Below are 19,135 nucleotides of genomic sequence, written 5' to 3' on the forward strand. Positions count from 1 at the left end.
TTCACTCTGCTGCCAGACGGATAAACTCCTCCATCTCTCTCGTCTTAAACTTATTCTTATGGTAAAAGATCTGCCGGTACATGGATATCTCCACGTCTTCCACATGTAAAAGGGCGATCCGTCCTTTCCGGATATCCCGCTCCACAGCCAGGTATGGCAAGAAAGAAAGTCCGTGATTTTTTTCCAGCATGCGGATGATAAAGGCGGTGTCACTGATCTCCAGCACCGGGGACAGTGCCTGCTTCTTAAGAGCCAGCTGCTGATCCAGGGCCTGGCGATAATTGGCGTTCTTTTCTGTAAGGAAAAAAGGCTCTTCCAGGATATCTTCCATCTTTAACGTCTTTCCCGCAAACTCTGAATCCGCGGATGCCACAAACACTACCGGCTCCGCCTTCTCCATAACTTTCACCCAGTTCTGATCCCACCTCGGGGTATCCAGTATGTAGATTAAGTCCAGACCGTTATGCTCCATCATCCGGATCAGCTGCTCCGGTGTGTCGATGGTCACCTGCAGACTGACTTTTGGGTGAAACTCGCGGAACTTACCTAAGACTGAAGGAAGCTTGGCTGTACAGAGGGATTCTATCGTTCCGATATGCAGTGGATTTTTCAGTTCCGCATCATCATTCATTGATTTTTTTGCTTTATTTACATCATATAAGATCCGGCTTGCATGTTCCAGAAATTCTTTTCCGGACGGAGTAAGCAGCACGCGCTTTCCGGTTCTGTCAAAAAGCCGGGTTTCCAGTTCATTTTCCAGGAGACGGATCTGGACTGTGATGGCTGACTGGGAGTATCCCAGAACTTCTGCTGCCCTTGAAAAGCTCTGAAGTTGTGCCACATGTACAAACGTCTCCAACTGACGGATTTCCATGATTTTTCTCCCTTTTTCTATGAAAATTTTTCATCGTGATGATGAAATCTGTGAATTTGCCTTATTATTATATCAATGTTACAATACAATCACGAAGACGTCAATCGTATTTTTGTGCAAATTCACCAAAACTTTTGGAATTTGCCAGGCAACCACATATTTTCATACTTAGGAGGAAAGAATCCAAATGGAAAAGAAAAAAATCAAGATCGGACTGGTTCCGAAGCTGATCATTGCCATCATTGTAGGTATCCTGTTCGGCCAGTTCCTTCCGGAAGGCTTCTGTCGCTTTGTTGTAACCCTTTCCGGATTTTTCAGTACCTTTTTAAAATTTGTCATCCCGCTGATGATCCTTGCCTATGTGACCATGGGTATTGCAGATCTTTCACAGGGTGCAGGCAAGCTTCTTCTGATCACAGTGGCTCTGGCATATGGCTCCACTCTGATCGCAGGTTCCGCATCCTATCTGGTGTCATCCAACCTGTTCCCGCACTTTATGAGTGAAGGTGCACTGGATCAGATCGCGGCTACTGCTGACGCATCCCTGACACCATATTTCAGCATTACCCTGAGTCCTGTCATGGATACCCTTTCCGCAGTTGCCCTTGCCTTTGTGATGGGCCTCTGTCTCTCTTCCATGCGTGGAAAAGAGATGGGAAACAGCCTTTATAACGGAATGAGCGACTTTTCCAAGATCATTGACAAAGTCCTTCATACCATTATCATCCCGCTGCTTCCGCTTTACATCTGCGGTACTTTCACAGATATGACTATTTCCGGAAAAACATTTGCTATCTTAAGCATCCTCTGGAAAGTGTTCCTTGTTGTAATCATCATGCATCTGATCTGCATTACGATCCAGTTCTTGATCGCAGGTACTGTAAGCAAGAAGAATCCTTTTACCCTGATCAAAAATCAGATTCCGGGATATACCACCGCCCTTGGAACCCAGTCTTCCGCAGCTACAATTCCGGTTAACCTGGAATGTGCAAAAAATGACGGTGTATGTGAGCAGATCCGTAACTTCGTAGTTCCTCTCTGTGCAAACATCCACATGGCAGGTTCCATGATCACCATCACAGCCTGCGCAACAGCTGTCTGTCTTATGAACCAGCTGCCTATCAGCCTCGGAACTGTAGTTCCATTTATCATGACTCTCGGTGTTGCCATGGTTGCTTCCCCTGGTGCTCCAGGTGGTTCCATCATGACTGCCCTTCCGTTTCTTTACATGGTATTCGGAGCCGAAGCCGGTGATCCGGACGGCGCTATCTGCGCTATTATGGTTGCCCTTTACATTACACAGGATTCCTTCGGAACTGCCTGCAACGTATCCGGTGACAATGCCATCGGCGTGATCGTTGATACGATCTATAAGAAATTTATTGTAAAAACACCACAGGAGATCTAAGCAAAATGTCTTTTATCAGTGTATTTGACGTTATGGGTCCGAATATGATCGGCCCTTCCAGTTCTCATACCGCAGGTGCGGCGCGGATCGCTTTTCTTGCCCAGAAGATGATCACGCCGCCCCTGAAAAAAGTGGAGTTCACCCTTTACGGATCCTTCGCCAGAACATATAAAGGACACGGTACAGACCGTGCCCTCCTTGGCGGGATCATGGGCTTTTCCACCGATGATATGCGTATCCGGAATTCTTTTGACATTGCCACGGATAAGGGAATCGACTTTTCCTTTACCCCCAATGAAGTGGAAACGGATGTGCATCCCAACACAGTAGATATCCATATGGTCAATGACCAGGGACAGGAAATGACGGTCCGTGGCGAATCCCTTGGCGGCGGCAAAGTCCGCATTGTGGAGATCAACCACGTAAAAGTGGATTTCACCGGCGAATACAGCGCCATCATCGTGATCCATCAGGATACCCCTGGTGTTGTGGCTTACATCACCAGATGCTTAAGTGAACGTAACATTAACATTGCTTTCATGCGCCTTTTCCGGGAATCCAAGGGAACCACGGCCTATACCATCGTGGAATCTGACGGCCATCTTCCGGAAGATATCGTAGAAAGCATTCACCAGAACACCAACATCCATGACGTCATGGTTGTTCAGATGTAGGGAAAAGGAGGAAACATTTCATGGATTTTAAAAATGCAAAAGAACTCCTTGCTCTCTGCCAGGAAAAAAATCTTCCAATTTCCGAGGTCATGCGCCAGCGTGAGATCCTCCTCGGCGAGACCACTGCCAAAATCGTGGATCAGCGCATGGACCGGGTTCTGGAGATCATGAAGGACGCTGCTTTTTCCCCGATCAAAAATCCGGTAAAGTCTATGGGCGGCCTCATCGGTGGTGAATCCCGGAAACTCTACGAATTCCAGTTCCAGGGAAAAAGTCTCTGCGGCAATGTCCTCTCAAAAAGTATCACTTTCGCTATGGCTACTCTGGAAACCAATGCTTCCATGGGCCTTATCGTTGCTTCTCCTACTGCCGGCAGTGCAGGGATCGTTCCCGGACTGATACTTGCCCTTCAGGAAGTTTACGGATTTTCTGATGAAAAGATCCGCCAGGCACTTTTTAATGCAGGTGCCATCGGCTATCTTGCCATGCGTAACGCAACCGTTGCCGGTGCCGTAGGCGGATGCCAGGCTGAGGTTGGAATTGCTTCCGCAATGGCTGCTTCTGCTGCTGTAGAACTTCTTGGCGGTACGCCTCTACAGTGTACTTATGCGGCTTCCACGGTTCTCATGAACATGCTGGGCCTGGTATGTGATCCGGTAGGCGGCCTGGTGGAATATCCGTGTCAGAACCGTAACGCAGCCGGTGTTTCCAATGCCCTTATCGCGGCGGAAATGTCTCTGGCAGGTATCACCCAGTTCATCCCACTGGATGAGATGATCGATACCATGTATACCGTGGGCAAAAAACTTCCTGCCGAGCTTCGTGAGACTGCTCTTGGCGGCTGCGCGGCCACACCGTCTGCATGTGAGAGATGTCATCTTTGCAGCTGATGCTGTTTTTCATAAGCTGTTCGTCATTATAACTATGAATAAAAACGGAGAATTCCTGAACTTTTCTTTCGGGAATTCTCCGTTTTCTATTCTTATAAAGTTTAGCTTATAATCTCATGCGTAAACATCTTTTATTTCTCCAGCGTCGGGATGTCTCCTACCCCGTTGAGGATCAGGCGCGGTCTGTACGGGAATTTGTCTACGGTTTCTCTTGTGGATACACCGGAAAGTACAAGAACTGTGTCAAGGCCTGTCTCAATACCGGCAATCACATCGGTATCCATACGGTCACCGATCATTACGGCTTCATTGGAATGTACGCCCAAAATACGAAGTCCGGTACGCATCATCAGAGGGTTTGGCTTGCCGACATAGTATGCCTGTTTGCCTGTGGTTGCCTCGATAGGTGCCACAAATGCACGGCAGGCCGGTGCGATTCCGCCTTCGATAGGACCTGTAATGTCTGTGTTGGTTGCAATGAGCTTGGCACCTTTGTTTACCAGGTTCATGGCACGTAAGATATGCTCATATCCGTATGTGGTCGTCTCACCTACAACTACATAGTCCGGGGAAACATCATCGATGGTGATCCCTGCATCATACAGAGCATTGTAAAGGCCATGATCTCCGATTACATAAGCGCTGCATCCCGGAGCCTGGCTCTGCAGGAACTTGGCAGTTGCAAGTGCACTGGTATAAAAATGTTCTTCTCCAACATCCAGTCCCATACGGAGAAGCTTCTCATGAAGTTCTCTCGGGGAACGGCTGCTTGCGTTGGTAAGGAACAGAAAGCTCTTATCTTCTCTCTGAAGCCATTCCACGAATTCCTTTACTCCGTCAAGAAGTTTGTTTCCGTGGTAGATCACACCATCCATATCGCAGATAAATCCTTTTTTGGATCTTAATGTTTCCATAAATTCCTCCCTGTCTGATGCGGATATTCGCAATCTGAATCCGCTGATTAATTCGTTTCTTTGTATACGATCTTCTCGATCTTATTTCGTAATTTCAGCATTCTGTAATCCAGATTTGCAATTTCTTCTGCATATTTTTTTAATTCTGCTTCAATTTCAGCATTGTCTCTTTTTTTATAATACAATTCATATTCTAACACAGACCAGTAATCCATTGCAATGGTCCGAAGCTGTATTTCCACCAGTTCTTTCTGCTCGCCTTCTGCAGAATAGATGGGAACTTTTATGATGAGATGCAGACTTTTGTAGCCGTTTTTCTTTGGATTTCTGATATAATCCTTGATCCGGACAATCTCGATATCTTTCTGCATCTCCAGAAATTCTGCCACCTGGTAAAGTTCATCCTCAAAAGGACAGACCACACGGATGCCGATGAGATCTTTCAGATTTTTCCTGGCTGTCTCGAAATCCGGTTCCAGTCCTTTTTTCAGAAGTTTTGCGTAGATGCTCTCCGCGCTTTTGATCCGGCTGGTAATCTGACTGATCACGGTACGTTTTTTCTGCCCGGAAAGTTCCGCATTGATCATCTTCAGTTTTGCCATAAGGATATCAATAGCTGCCTTGCAGCGGAGACGGTAGTCCGGATCTTTGATGTAGCTTGCGATAGCTGCTGTTTTTTCTGCTGCCAGCTTCTGATTTTCCAGTTCCGTTGAATCCATAACTTTGCTCTGCTCTGATTTCTGAGCCGGATCATCCTTTTTGGGATTTTCCTTCTTCTGCGCCTCTTTGGCCTGTGTGAATCCTTCTTTCATGGATTTCTGTTTTTTACTTATTTTTTTCTTTGATTTCTTTTTTGTCATTTTTGCCTTATCTGTTATTTTCAGTTTTCGTGTACATCTTATATATTATACCGGCCACATGATATTTTTCATCAAATCAGCGTAAGGCTATTGTTAAATCTGTGGTAAAAAAGTCCTCCGAAAAGTCTCAAGGTCATATCTCCTGATATCCCTGTGACTTCCCGAAGGACTCTTTCACACATCATTTACATATTAATGAAACAATTTACAGGAATTCCGACTGCAGCGCATCGTATCCGGTCTCGCCGGTACGGATGCGGACGGCGTTTCGGATCTCATAGCTGAATATCTTTCCATCGCCGGGATCGCCGGTAAAGGCGGCTTTCTGCACGGCATCAATGACTTTGATCTCCCAGTCCTCTGAAGATACCACGATCTCAAATTTGATCTTCGGTTTCAGAAATACATCGATCTTGGAACCACGGACATATTCTGTGTAACCACGCTGGGTTCCACATCCCATGATCTGGGTCACGGTAAAACCGTTTACCTGGATCTCATTTAATGCGGCTTTGACATCTTCCATTTTTTCTTCTCTTACAATTGCTTCTATTTTTATAAGCATACGATTTCCTCCATTTTCGCACGACCATTGCCATAAAAAATTCTTTTCTTATGATCAGTCAAATCCATTGAATGACGGATATGCATTCTCGCCATGCTGGGTTGCATCCAGACCAACCAGTTCTTCCTTCGGATCTACACGAAGGGGTGTAAAGATCCGCACGATTCCGATACAGATCAGAGTTCCCACAATAGCAACCGCAATGGTAATCACAATACTTAAGACCTGTGCCAGAAACAGCCGGTAATCGCCAAACACCAGGCCATCCCATTTTGCAACGGAATTAACAGAAGATTTTCCGAAAAGTCCTGTGGCGATTCCGCCCCAGATACCACCGATACCATGGCAGCCAAAAGCATCCAGCGCATCGTCAATCTTCAGTTTCTGTTTCAGAAGGATCACCGTAAAGTAACAGATCGGGCTTACCAGGATTCCAATGATAAAGGATGCCCACACCGGTCCAAAACCAGCCCCCGGTGTGATCGCTACCAGACCAATTACAAGACCTGTGGAGGCACCCACCAGCGTCGGTTTTCCCTCACGGATCACCTCAATCAGCATCCAGGTCAGAAGTGCACAGGCAGAAGAAATACTGCTGGTCATAAAAGCATGCGCTGCAAGACCGTCTGCTTTCAGGGCACTTCCTGCATTAAATCCAAACCAGCCAAACCACAACATGGCTGCTCCGAGAAATACAAATGGAATGTTGTGTGTACGATAGGTTGCTTTTGCATAGCCACGTCTCTGTCCCAGATAAATGGCAAGAACCAGCGCACTGACACCAGAACTGATATGTACCACGTTTCCACCTGCAAAATCCACAGAACCGATGGCTGCCAAAAATCCGCCGTCTCCCCAGACCATATGTGCCATCGGATAATACACAATCAAAGACCAGATCGCAACAAAGAAAAACAGTGCCTTAAAACGCATTCTTCCAACTACGGCACCGGTGATCAGCGCCGGTGTGATCATGGCAAACATCATCTGGAACGCCACAAATACCAGATGTGGGATCGTATCCGCATAAGGTCCCGGCTCCCAGCCTACACCGTTCAGCGCAAACCATCTCAGATCTCCGATGATCCCGCCATGGTTTCCACCAAATGCCAGCGAATATCCAAACAATGTCCACATAACAACAGACAGTCCCATGATCGCCCCACAGGCCATCATGGTATTTACCACATTTTTTCTGCGGACCAGTCCTCCGTAGAAAAACGCAAGCCCAGGTGTCATAAAGAACACAAAGGCTGTACAGATCAGCATAAAGCCAGTATCTCCTGCATTCATAATCCTTTCCTCCTCGATTCCCTCACTTATTTCTGCAACGCAAAAAGCGCCTGGAAACTTAATTTCCAGACGCCTTTGTCATGTCAGTTAGCATAGCAGATAATTTTTCGGTTTTCAAGAGTTTTTCCGTTATTTTTCTGTTTTCTTACAGAATTACTATGTTTTATGTGGATATGGCGTTTATTTTCGGCAATCTATCCGGTTATAAATGTTGAGAAAATTTTATCTTATTTCTTACTGTACCATAATCCGGACTATACTTAAGATCAGCAGATGGGCCGGATAAAAAATATAGAAAAACCACTTGGAAAACTTCGGTGCTTTCTCGGATTTTTTTCCATTATAGAAGTTCAGGATAATAATTCCCGACACTACAATTCCAACTGCAGACAGCAATGCATGGACCATCGCCGGGCCAGACGCCATTTTTTCTGCATAGGAGCCGTAATTAAACAGCACAAAAAGAATCGCACCGACTCCATAAGCGGTTATCATCTTTTTCCGGTTCCCCCAGCCTGCGTAAAACCAGATGGTAAAAACCGGCGCCAGAATCGCCCAGTCCGAAAAAACGGACAGTAAAAGAAGCAGGATCAATAGCGGAACTCTCCATGGACTTGCCATCATTTTTTCCTGAATCACCAGGATCATAAAACAGATAAACAATGTAAAAATCATATTCAGCTGGGAAAATCCGAAAGCCATCATATAGGGAACCTGAGAGATTCCGGCAAAGATCAGAAGTCTTTCGCCATATTTTCTTCTGGAATGGGTATAATAGAAACCTTCCACAAGGAAATAACACATGGTGATGGCTGTAAAATAACCAATATCCACCAGTACTTCCCAGAGAATTGTTTTTTCCGGCAGAAGTACTTTGGCAATATGGTTCAAAAGCATGGTAAAAATCGCCAGATACTTAATGGCATCCCGGGTCAGGCCCGGCTTTTCTGTTGTTGGCATAATGTTAGGTTCTCCTTCTGTGCGTTATGTAATACTCTTATCTTACACTTCTCTCTTGATCTCAGGCAATGGGATTTACACAATTTTCATAAACTTTATCAGATTTTTCTCTTAAGAAAAGGAAGGTTGCCTTTTTTCATCGGTAAGCTTATACTGTAGAAAGCGTGCTGTATTTTATACGGCAAAACTTATCAGAAAACACTGAAAAACAATAACTTCGGAAAGGAATTATCGATCATGATCCAGGATATCGCACCGCATACCTATCACAACGAATACAAACCTGTGGCTCCGGATAAATCAAGCCACATCCTCGCCTATGAAGAGGGTAAGATCCTTATGAAAAAAGACGGCGAGACCATGACTCTTCCAAGCTTTGGTGAGCTGGAGGGAAAAGTCGGGAATCTGTATGAAAATTATATCTATCTCTTCTCTGTTGACGAGGAACATTTTTACCTGATCCCGGATCTGGATACCAGTCTTCTGCCGGATTATCAGTTTGAGATCACCCGCGTACTCCGTACAGCTGAACCACAGTATCTGGCATTTGCGGGAATCACCGGATACCAGCTTTTCCAGTGGTACAGCAAACGCCGTTTCTGCGGCTGTTGCGGCAAACCGATGGTACATGATAAGGCAGAGCGTAAGATGATCTGCCCAGCCTGCGGAAACGGAGAATATCCGGTACTTTCCCCGGCTGTAATCGTGGGTGTTACCAATGGTGACAAGCTAATCCTTTCCAAATATGAAGGCCGCAACCACACCCGCTACGCCATGATCGCAGGCTTTGCAGAGATTGGTGAGACCATCGAGGAGACCGTTCACCGTGAAGTTATGGAAGAAATCGGCGTAAAAGTCAAAAATCTCCGTTACTACAAGAGCCAGCCATGGTCCTTCTCCGGAACTCTTCTGTTCGGCTTCTACTGCGATCTGGACGGTGACGATACTCTCACTGTAGACCACAACGAACTTTCCATGGCCTCCTGGTTTAACCGGGAAGATATTCCTGATGAGGGCGACAATATCAGCCTTACCAAGGAAATGATGATGGCGTTTAAGCATGGAAAAGCCTGAAGCAGCCCTTATCTGCTTTCATAAAAAACACCGGTCATTCAGCAACTTACGCTGAATGCCGGTGTTTCTCTATTTTTCTATTTCACATACACGCCGGAACACCCTGGCTGAGACCGTTTTATTTCTCAGCTGTCAGATGCCAGATATCTCTGTTGTACTCCTCAATCGTTCTGTCTGAAGAGAAGTATCCTGCTTTTCCGATGTTTACAAGCATTTTTTCTGCCCATGCGGTTCTGTCCTCATAATCGGACAATGCCTGATCTTTCACCTTCGCATAATCCTCGAAGTCAAGAAGAGTCATGAACCAGTCTTTGCTTACGATCTCATGATGCAATCTTCTTAAATGCTCCTCACTTCCAATGGAAAGAAGCTCGTTTCCTACGATAAAGTCTACTGCACGACGAATGCGCTCGTCTTTCTCATAGAAATCTCTGGAGCAGTAGTCAGCCTTTTCATAGTGTTCGATAACCTGCTCACTGGACTCACCAAAGATATAGATGTTATCCTTACCTACCAGCTGGCTGATCTCCACATTTGCACCATCCATGGTTCCCAGTGTTACAGCACCATTGAGCATGAACTTCATATTTCCTGTTCCGCTGGCCTCTTTGGAAGCAAGAGATATCTGCTCGGAGATATCGCAGGCAGGGATCAGCTTCTCTGCTGCACTTACGTTGTAGTTTTCCACCATAACAACCTTCATGTACGGGGAAACCTCCGGATCATTGTTGATAAGCTCCTGTAAGCAGAGGAGCAGGTGGATAATATCCTTTGCGATAACGTATGCAGGAGCTGCCTTTGCACCAAAGATAAAGGTTACCGGGCGCTGCGGCTTCTCACCTGCCTTGATCTTCAGGTAACGGTCGATGATATAAAGTGCGTTCAGCTGCTGACGTTTGTACTCATGAAGACGTTTGATCTGGATATCATAAACACTGTGTGTGTTGATCTCCTCACCTGTATTAGCTTTGATAAACTCCGCACATCTCTTCTTTGCATCCTGCTTGATCTTAAGGATATTTGCAAGAACGTCCTGATTTCCCTTGAAGCCAAGCATCTTGTCAAGCTCAAAGGAATCCTTGCGGAAGCCGTCACCGATCATGGAGGTGATGTACTCTGTCAGCGGATGGTTGCAGTGAAGGAGCCATCTGCGGAAGGTGATTCCGTTTGTCTTGTTATTGAATTTCTCCGGATAGATCTCATAGAACTGATGAAGCTCTGTCTCCTTCAGGATATCGGTATGAAGGGATGCAACACCGTTGATGGAAAATCCGTAGTGGATGTCCATATGTGCCATGTGGACCAGGTCGTTCTTGTCGATGATGGCAAGATTTTCCTGCGGATATTTTGCTTTGATACGCTCGTCCAGTTTGCGGATGATCGGCATCAGATGCGGAACAACCTCCTCAAGATAGGAGATTGGCCATTTCTCAAGTGCCTCTGCAAGGATGGTATGGTTGGTATAAGCGCATACATGAGATACGATCTCGCATGCCTCCTCGAACTCGATTCCACGCTCTGTGAGGAGACGGATAAGCTCCGGAATTACCATACTCGGATGTGTATCGTTGATCTGGATCACTGCGTAATCGGCAAGGTCATGAAGATTGCAGCCTTTTGCTGTTGCCTCATCCAGGATCAGCTGTGCCGCATTGCTTACCATGAAGTACTGCTGATAGATACGAAGCTTTCTTCCTGCATCATCGCTGTCATCCGGATAAAGGAACAGTGTCAGGTTGTGGAGCAGATCCTTCTTATTAAAAGAGATTCCCTCGCCTACAATGCTCTCATCTGCAATATCAATATCAAAAAGGCGAAGCTTGATCGCTTTGTTCTCATAGCCTGCAACATCAATATCATACAGTGTGGATTTCAGCATAAAGCCCTTAAACGGCACGTAATAGGAAACGCCTGCATCTGTAAGCCAACTCTCCGGCTGGATCCAAGGGTTCGGTGTCTCAAACTGAAGATGATCTTTGAACTCCTGTTTGAAAAGTCCAAGGTGATAATTAAGTCCAATTCCCTCTCCCGGAAGTCCCAGAGTTGCGATGGAATCCAGGAAGCAGGCTGCCAGACGGCCAAGGCCGCCGTTTCCAAGAGATGGCTCCGGCTCGATCTCCTCGATCATGGAAAGCTCTTTTCCGTTTTCTTTGAGATATTTGGAAACTTCGTCATAAACACCGAGATTGATCAGGTTGTTGGAGAGAAGTTTACCAATAAGGAACTCTGCGGAAATATAATAAATCTTCTTTTTTCCTTCCTGATATCCGCGGCCTTTCAGCTGCTCCTTTGTCCAGGAGAGAAGTCCGTGATAGATTTCCTCGTTTGTACAGTCTTTTACATTTTTGTTATATTTGTCTTCGAATACTTTGCTTAATGTTTCCATTTTTGATCTCCTTTCATGGATCTTTATGGGATGAAATGTGTTTTTACAAGGTTGTTTGCTTTGTTTTTGATGATATTAGGATATCATGTGATGCAATGCAAAAATATAACAATCCTGTCATGATATACAAAATATTTGTCAGACTGACTGCCGCATGCTCTTTCTGTACCTATGTGGAGAAACCTCATTGGCCTGCTGAAATTTCTTGATAAAATAGCTTGTACTGTTAAATCCCACGTTCATGGCGATCTCCGTCACCGGTGCGTCCGAATGGGTAAGAAGATATTTCGCCTTCTCCATACGGAAATCATTGATATATTCCACCAGAGTTTTTCCCGTATACTGGCGGAAAAGCTTCATAAAATAATATTCACTGTAATTGGACAGCCCGGAAAGTTCCGAAACTGTAAGGTTTTCCTGGTAATGAAGGCTGATATGATCCAGAACTTCCTTCACTGCCGCAAGGCTTTTATTCTGCTCTGTGCTTACCGGAATGATATAGTGCTTTGTCAGCATCTCATAAAAGAAATCAAAGAACAGCATTTTGAGCTTCACATAAAAGTACGGTTTCTTCTCTGTATGGCAGGTATGGATCTCCATAAAAATCTCTTTAAGCTTCTCATACCCGGAATCGCCTTCTTCTATATGATGACAGAATTCTGCCCTGTTTTCCATCAGAGGGGAGACCACACATTCCTGGCAGATATCTCCCGGCTGCCCGGCCAAAAATCCCAGGCCAAACACCACACTTTTATAATAGAGAGGATTGTTTAAATCTGTCCGCATACTGTGAAGAACCCCGCAGTTTACGATCAGGATATCTCCCTTTTTCAACCGGATACTCTCCCGGTTCAGTCTGGCAAAACCGCTGCCTTTCTCAATATACATGATCTCCATCTCACTGTGCCAGTGGTCATACAGCGCATGGAAGATCTCACAGTCCCCCGTGTACGTCTCCACCGGCAGCTCAAAGGAGCCGTGGGGGCTTAATTCTTTTAAATTATCATCCACTTCGGATACGTGAAGAGGATTTTTTTCGGATATATCTGTTCCTGGCATGGTTTCCTCCGTGAGTCAAGTTTTGTTCGACTGCTCTTAGTCTAACGGATATTTCCAGCCATGACAATATTATATTTTCTCCTTTTCCTTTTTATGACTGACAAAAGCGGCAGCTATCAACCTCAATCTTGACTTTTCCCCTCCCAACTGCTATATATAATATTTAGAATAAAATAATTTGATTATAAAAGGAACGATAAACACCATGAATCCATTAAAAAAAGCTTACTGCCGTATTTTTCAGAATGTCTTTAAATTCGCCCTTCCTCTGCTGCCTTACCGCAATCCGAAGATCATCGGAAGCGTCAGAGGTATCCCGGAAGTTCTGGAAAAAAGAGGTTATAACAACGTGCTTATTATCACAGACGCAGGCATCCGAAGTCTTGGCCTTACCGAACGCCTGGAGCAGACTCTGAGACGAAACTGCATTTCCTACCAGATCTACGACAAAACCGTAGCCAATCCCACAACCGTCAATGTAGACGAAGCCCTTCATATGTATCTGGACAATGACTGCCAGGCAATTATCGGTTTCGGCGGCGGTTCCAGCATGGACTGTGCAAAAGCTACCGCAGCCCGCATTGCCAAACCGCACCAGTCTCTGGCACAGATGAAGGGAATCCTGAAGGTCCACAAAAAGCTTCCTCTTCTCATCGCCATCCCCACAACTGCAGGAACCGGAAGTGAGACCACACTTGCAGCAGTGATCACCGATGCAAAAACACGCCATAAATACGCCATCAACGATTTTCCGCTGATCCCACGGTATGCAGTTCTTGATCCGAAGGTTACCTTAAGCCTTCCGCCGTTTATCACCGCCACTACCGGAATGGACGCCTTAACCCATGCAGTGGAAGCCTACATTGGAAATTCCACCACACCAGGCACACGGAAAAACGCCCTGGATGCAGTCCAGCTGATCTTTGAAAATCTGGATACCGCCTACACAGACGGCAATAATATTGAGGCAAGACGAAATATGCTCCGCGCTTCCTATTTTGCAGGCTGCGCTTTCACAAAATCCTATGTGGGATATGTCCACGCAGTTGCCCATTCCCTCGGTGGAAAATATAACGTTCCTCATGGACTTGCCAATGCCGTGATCCTGCCTATGGTTCTGGAAACCTACGGTGACAGCATCACCCATAAACTCCGTAACCTTTCTCTGGCCGCAGGGCTCTGCGACAAACAGGAGGATGATAAAACTGCTGCCCGGATGTTCATTGACGCGGTAAAAGACATGAAAAAGCGTTTCGGCATTGGAGATTATATTCCGGAAATCCAGGAAACCGATATCCCGGAGCTTTCCCATTATGCAGACAAAGAGGCCAATCCTCTGTACCCTGTTCCTGTGCTGATGGATGCCAGCGAACTGGAAACTTTGTATTACAGACTGATGCCGCCGGCTGGTAACCGCTGATCATGCATCCTATTTTATAAGAAAGGACTATCATTCCATGGAAAAAGAACAGATCACCCAGCTTCTGGAAAAACAGCGCCAGTACTTCTATTCCGGTGCAACTTTAAATCTCGATTTTCGTATCAGCGCCCTGAAACGCCTCCATGCCTCCATCCAGAAACACGAAGCACAAATCCATGCGGCTCTCCGAAAAGACCTGGGAAAAAGCAATTTCGAGAGCTATATGTGCGAGACTGGACTGGTGCTCTCCGAGATCACACATATGCTGAAACATATCCGCTCCTACACAAAAGAAGAAACTGTTCCCACTCCGCTGGCACAGTTCCATTCCCGCAGTTTCCGCAAGCCATCTCCATACGGAGTGGTTCTCATCATGAGTCCATGGAACTATCCGTTCCTTCTCACCATAGAACCACTGGTGGATGCCATTGCAGCCGGAAACACCGCCATCCTGAAACCAAGCGCTTACTCTCCAGCAACCAGCGAAGTGATCCGCCTTCTGATCCATGAGTGTTTTGACCCTAAATATGTATCGGTTGTTACCGGCGGCCGCGCGGAAAATACCCATCTTCTCAGTCTGCACTTCGATTACATCTTTTTCACCGGAAGCCAGGCTGTAGGAAAGGAAGTCATGCGGAAAGCATCGGAATACCTCACCCCGGTCACACTGGAGCTTGGAGGAAAAAGCCCCTGCATCGTGGATAAAACCGCCAATCTCCGTCTTGCAGCCAAACGTATCGTATTCGGTAAATTCTTAAACTGCGGACAGACCTGCGTGGCTCCGGACTATATTTACTGCGACCCTGAGATCAAAGACGCCCTGGTAGCAGAACTCCGCCGCCAGATCAGCCGCCAGTATGGCAAAGAACCTCTGAAAAACCGGGATTACGGAAAAATCATCAACGAAAAACATTTCGACCGTATCAACAGCCTGATCGATCCTGCCAAAACCGTCTGTGGCGGCGGTTCCAGCCGTGAAACACTTCAGATCGAACCCACGGTTCTTGATAACGTAACCTTCGACGATCCGGTCATGCAGCAGGAGATCTTCGGCCCGGTACTTCCGATCCTCACCTACGACTCTCTCGGAAGTGCCGTAGCAAAGATCAACTCCATGGCTCATCCACTGGCCCTCTACCTCTTCACCAGCGACGAAAAAACCGCCCGGGAAGTAACTTCCCGGTGCGGTTTCGGCGGAGGCTGCATCAACGATGTCCTCATCCATCTGGCCACCAGCAATATGGGCTTCGGCGGCTTCGGCGAAAGCGGCATGGGCTCCTACCACGGCATCGACGGCTTCCGGACATTTTCGCATTATAAGAGTATTGTGGACAAGAAAACCTGGATTGATCTTCCCATGCGGTATCAGAAGTATCGGAAGGTTTATGAGAAGATGGTGAGGATGTTTATGCGGTAGATACAGACAGAGGACGATGATATCTGCATCGTCCTCTTTTTTTCCTCCCGCCTTTTAGTATTTTCTGAAGTAACTACAGATTACCCGCTGAGAGAAATGAACCGGCTTTTACTTTTTTAATATAACGTTTTCAAAGCCTCGGCCCGTACATAACCCAATTGTTTTCCATCTGTAACTTCTACATATTCAGTATCTTTGTACTCCATGCTGCTACCATGACTATATAATTTTGTGCCGACTTTAAAACTTCCTGTTTTTACAAAGAGAAGATCATCATTTCTTATATCAACATTCTGCATTACTTCGTATTTTGGATTATTTAACTCCGCAAAAAATCCTATGTTGTTATTAAAATTGTCTTTTACGGTAATCTGAAATGTAGCAACATAGATTGCAATTACCAGAAAAATTGAAATGATATTCAAAATTGCTTCTCCCTTTTTGCTTGTAATATCTGCTAGTACTTTTATCTGTCCAGGTATTAACGCAACCTCAATCAAAACAAGACCAACAATTAATGATGTAAAAAATATATTTTTCATCAGAAAATCAAAATGTCCTATTACTATATAACTTCCTTTTGAGAGATTATCTCCCCAGGCCGCAGAATCAATCATAAGTAATACATACATAAAAATGGTCATGATCATTAAACCTTTTACACAGGTTGCTATTTTGTGTGATATTGTTTTCTTCGTAAATCCGGAAAAAAATATGTAGCCTCCACCAAAAAATGCGATTATGGCCGTAATCATAAATAATATAGGTCCTATATTACTGATGATCGTATACCCCAAGCCAATTCCCAATATTGCCAGAAATATTATAAGTGCTCCCAAATCCACTATAATAAACATTTGTGTTTCCTCCCTTTCCTAATCATGTTAGTGTTTTTTGATCTTCATCCTTCTTTACTCTCACATATCTCATCAAATTCCTCCAGAGATATCGGAGTTTTATCTCTCAGCTCATTGCCATAATGGCTGACTTCCACACCTTTCACTTCTTTTTCCGTGTACACGAAAGTCTGTTCTTCCTTAGACCTCCATACTACACTACCCCCATCTTCCAGTTTTCCAATCATATAAAACTGTGCCACTGTCGGATCACCGATCGCACTCACAGAAATCTCCGTACTGGATACGATGTTAAAAATATCTCTGACTCCATAATCATCTGGAAGTTCAACAACTATGCAGTCATCTTCCTTATCCGAAACAACAGTCTCGCTTTTTCCACATCCTGTCATCAGTGTCGCTGTAATACCCAAACATAAAATTCCCGCAAAAATCTGTGTTTTCTTCATATCTCTCTTCTCCTGATTATAAGTATTTTCACAAAACATCCATTTTCTATCTGCCTTCCAGATACCTTGCAGTTTCAAAATATGCAACTGTTCTTCCATAATTTTCTGCCATTCTGGAATAGTATGCGGCATCGCCGGTATTTTTTTCTATCTCACTCAGTGAATTTAGCATATTTTCATTCTGTGCGATTATCTTTTCATTCTGTGACTCTGCAATATGCTGTGCGAAAATGATCTGTTCGTTCTGTGCGATTATTTCGTTCAGTTTACTTTCAATCCGGCGAATTCCATCTTCCATATGAGTGTGCAGTAACACAACTTCCAGGCTAGCTTTTGAAGTTGACATGTACTGATATATGTAAATCAGCGCCGGTAAATTTCTGTACTGCATTGCAAGAATATTCATATTGTAATATTCTTTCTGGAGTTTTAATACTTTGTCATATTCTTTTTGCAGATATATCTGTCTTAATTTCCAGTTTTTCTGAATATTCTGGATTGTTCCCTGATTATTATTTACTCTCCTTCTCTCTGCATTGTTACTGTTTTTTATTGCACTTGTAGCGGATATATCTTTTATAAATGCGATAATCCCTACCGCCACTGAAAAAATACATATACCCCATAATAATTTTGACACCATATTCAGAAAGAAATTATCGTCTATTCTTCCGCACCACTGAAAAAAATAAGCTCCAACTCCAAGTACTCCCGCTGCAATCAGGACTTTAACAAAAGATCCCACATCCGTTTTTTCACCGCCTCTGAGGTTCGCGGTTCCCAGCTGTTCCAGAGTTCTTTTTGTTTTGTATTCTTCTTTTTCATATATCGCCGCAATTTTTCTTCTTGCGAATTCCAAATCCCTTAAATCCCTTAAATATAATAAAAGTGCTTTTCTGTTCATTTGTTTCCTCCCTCTCTTAATCGTGTTGGTGTTTTTTGAAGTGTCTATAGCTTAACAGATGGGGCGGAAGAGCCGGGTTTTACTTTTTTTTATAAGCGAATGCTGTTTTTGCGGTTACAAAAATGATCGCACTGACAAGTACCACCGTAACACGGACTACGCAAAGCAGCAGTGCCGCTTTTTTTGAGAGACATGTAAATACACCTGAAACAAAGTTTTTCATTCTATGAATAAACTGGATTACCGTATCCATTGCTTTTACACAAACGAGATTTCGCATTTCAAAAACCTCTCTTCCCTGCCTTATATGATTCTGACTTCGGAATATGCAATTACGTGTTCTTCCGATTATCAGATGGGCATTTTATATCAGGATTCGGAAATTTTACAGGCATTGTGGAATCTTTTCCACTCCCATCAGGATCTCTGCCAGCCTGTATCCCAGACTTTTCCCATCGTTGCAGATGATCTTCCGTCCCTTTTCCAGTTTGTTGCAAACACAAGGGCTTCTGCCGATGTATCAATTTTCATTCAACCTGAGGCATGTATTTTACCATTTCTGCGAAGAGATCTGCTGGAAGAGATCTTTAATTACAATATTCCCGGAGCAGATGCTGTTATCTCTATGGCGGATACTTTATTTATCGATAATATGCAACGGATCAAAGATGAAAAATTTATCATATACTTTACAGAATATGGTATAACACGCTTTCTGCAGGATGGATTATTCGAAGAAATCCCCTCCACGTTTTACCATCCTCTGACTGTGAAACAACGTATCCGTATTCTTCATGAAATAGCGCAGTGTTGTCAGAATGGTATTTATCGGATCCTGAAAAAACCTCTGAATCATCTGTCTGAAAATCTTCGAATGGCTCTTTGTGGAAATACGTGTTCTCTTACCTATCAGACAAATGCCGGAGAGCATATATGCTTTGCGATCACTGAACCGTTTATCCTTCAGATTTTTCAGGATTTCCTGACAAATATGGACCCGGATGTTTATTACACACCGGAAGAATCTGTTGCGATCATTAACCTTATGATCCGGAATTTGGAAAACAAATAATATATGAGTATATGAGAAAACAAAAAGAATGCCGTCCCATCATTTCATTTGATGATAGA

At 44.6% G+C, this 19,135-nt stretch carries 18 protein-coding genes; 7 read left to right on the forward strand and 11 right to left on the reverse strand.

Annotation, left to right across the window (positions count from 1 at the left end):
- Position 1 precedes the first annotated feature (1 nt).
- The gene (locus KQI39_RS09570) at positions 2-874 is read right to left on the reverse strand and encodes a LysR family transcriptional regulator (RefSeq protein ID WP_173761865.1); all 873 of its coding nucleotides are present in this window, start codon (positions 872-874) and stop codon (positions 2-4) included.
- A 187-nt stretch (positions 875-1,061) separates the two neighbouring features.
- Here KQI39_RS09570 and KQI39_RS09575 point away from each other — a divergent pair, with 187 nt between their 5' ends.
- From KQI39_RS09575 to sdaAA, 3 genes are read left to right on the forward strand one after another with little or no spacing between them, the layout of a single operon-like run.
- Positions 1,062-2,282, forward strand: a complete 1,221-nt coding sequence (locus KQI39_RS09575) for a dicarboxylate/amino acid:cation symporter (RefSeq protein ID WP_216418056.1) — start codon at positions 1,062-1,064, stop codon at positions 2,280-2,282.
- Between the two features lie 5 nt (positions 2,283-2,287).
- The gene (sdaAB, locus tag KQI39_RS09580) at positions 2,288-2,956 is read left to right on the forward strand and encodes an L-serine ammonia-lyase, iron-sulfur-dependent subunit beta (protein WP_173761863.1); all 669 of its coding nucleotides are present in this window, start codon (positions 2,288-2,290) and stop codon (positions 2,954-2,956) included.
- A gap of 20 nt (positions 2,957-2,976) precedes the next feature.
- Complete coding sequence (gene sdaAA / locus KQI39_RS09585; RefSeq protein WP_216418058.1) at positions 2,977-3,846, forward strand: L-serine ammonia-lyase, iron-sulfur-dependent, subunit alpha; 870 nt, start codon at positions 2,977-2,979, stop codon at positions 3,844-3,846.
- Positions 3,847-3,977: 131 nt separating this feature from the next.
- Here sdaAA and KQI39_RS09590 read toward each other — a convergent pair whose 3' ends face one another.
- From KQI39_RS09590 to KQI39_RS09610, 5 genes are all read right to left on the reverse strand, one after another.
- On the reverse strand, positions 3,978-4,760 hold the full coding sequence (locus KQI39_RS09590) for an HAD-IIA family hydrolase (protein ID WP_216418060.1): 783 nt from the start codon (positions 4,758-4,760) through the stop codon (positions 3,978-3,980).
- A gap of 47 nt (positions 4,761-4,807) precedes the next feature.
- Complete coding sequence (locus KQI39_RS09595) at positions 4,808-5,620, reverse strand: GTP pyrophosphokinase (RefSeq protein WP_244092719.1); 813 nt, start codon at positions 5,618-5,620, stop codon at positions 4,808-4,810.
- Positions 5,621-5,825: 205 nt separating this feature from the next.
- Positions 5,826-6,185 (reverse strand): P-II family nitrogen regulator, encoded by a 360-nt coding sequence (locus tag KQI39_RS09600; protein WP_015527276.1) that lies wholly within the window; start codon positions 6,183-6,185, stop codon positions 5,826-5,828.
- 54 nt (positions 6,186-6,239) lie between these two features.
- Entirely contained in the window at positions 6,240-7,478 is a 1,239-nt protein-coding gene (locus KQI39_RS09605; RefSeq protein WP_216418062.1) for an ammonium transporter, read from the reverse strand.
- 234 nt (positions 7,479-7,712) lie between these two features.
- Entirely contained in the window at positions 7,713-8,438 is a 726-nt protein-coding gene (locus KQI39_RS09610; RefSeq protein WP_253293138.1) for a TraX family protein, read from the reverse strand.
- A 237-nt stretch (positions 8,439-8,675) separates the two neighbouring features.
- On the opposite strand from KQI39_RS09610, the gene nudC reads away from it, so the two are divergent.
- Positions 8,676-9,512, forward strand: a complete 837-nt coding sequence (nudC, locus tag KQI39_RS09615; protein WP_173761860.1) for an NAD(+) diphosphatase — start codon at positions 8,676-8,678, stop codon at positions 9,510-9,512.
- Positions 9,513-9,630: 118 nt separating this feature from the next.
- Here the strand turns inward: nudC and glgP are convergent, their stop codons facing one another.
- Both glgP and KQI39_RS09625 read right to left on the reverse strand, forming a co-directional pair.
- Positions 9,631-11,898 carry a glycogen/starch/alpha-glucan family phosphorylase gene (gene glgP, locus KQI39_RS09620; RefSeq protein ID WP_216418063.1) on the reverse strand — a complete coding sequence of 756 codons (2,268 nt, stop codon included), beginning with the start codon at positions 11,896-11,898 and terminating at the stop codon, positions 9,631-9,633.
- A 138-nt stretch (positions 11,899-12,036) separates the two neighbouring features.
- Positions 12,037-12,957: an AraC family transcriptional regulator gene (locus KQI39_RS09625; RefSeq protein ID WP_216418065.1), complete on the reverse strand. Its 921-nt coding sequence runs from the start codon at positions 12,955-12,957 to the stop codon at positions 12,037-12,039.
- 205 nt (positions 12,958-13,162) lie between these two features.
- On the opposite strand from KQI39_RS09625, the gene KQI39_RS09630 reads away from it, so the two are divergent.
- Positions 13,163-14,377 (forward strand): iron-containing alcohol dehydrogenase, encoded by a 1,215-nt coding sequence (locus KQI39_RS09630; RefSeq protein ID WP_216418067.1) that lies wholly within the window; start codon positions 13,163-13,165, stop codon positions 14,375-14,377.
- A gap of 37 nt (positions 14,378-14,414) precedes the next feature.
- Positions 14,415-15,794, forward strand: a complete 1,380-nt coding sequence (locus tag KQI39_RS09635; RefSeq protein ID WP_216418069.1) for an aldehyde dehydrogenase — start codon at positions 14,415-14,417, stop codon at positions 15,792-15,794.
- A gap of 116 nt (positions 15,795-15,910) precedes the next feature.
- On the opposite strand, the gene KQI39_RS09640 is transcribed toward KQI39_RS09635, so the two are convergent.
- The 3 genes from KQI39_RS09640 to KQI39_RS09650 are packed head-to-tail and all read right to left on the reverse strand — an operon-like array spanning position 15,911 to position 18,004.
- A complete protein-coding gene (locus KQI39_RS09640; protein WP_216418071.1) occupies positions 15,911-16,651 on the reverse strand; it encodes a hypothetical protein in 741 nt (246 codons plus the stop codon).
- 44 nt (positions 16,652-16,695) lie between these two features.
- Positions 16,696-17,100 (reverse strand): hypothetical protein, encoded by a 405-nt coding sequence (locus KQI39_RS09645; protein ID WP_216418072.1) that lies wholly within the window; start codon positions 17,098-17,100, stop codon positions 16,696-16,698.
- Positions 17,101-17,146: 46 nt separating this feature from the next.
- Positions 17,147-18,004, reverse strand: a complete 858-nt coding sequence (locus KQI39_RS09650) for a hypothetical protein (RefSeq protein WP_216418074.1) — start codon at positions 18,002-18,004, stop codon at positions 17,147-17,149.
- Positions 18,005-18,230: 226 nt separating this feature from the next.
- Between KQI39_RS09650 and KQI39_RS09655 the strand changes: the two genes are divergently transcribed.
- Positions 18,231-19,076: a hypothetical protein gene (locus KQI39_RS09655; protein WP_216418076.1), complete on the forward strand. Its 846-nt coding sequence runs from the start codon at positions 18,231-18,233 to the stop codon at positions 19,074-19,076.
- Positions 19,077-19,135 lie beyond the last annotated feature (59 nt).

This window comes from Blautia sp. MSJ-36, from assembly GCF_018917985.1.
GTDB lineage: Bacteria > Bacillota > Clostridia > Lachnospirales > Lachnospiraceae > Blautia_A.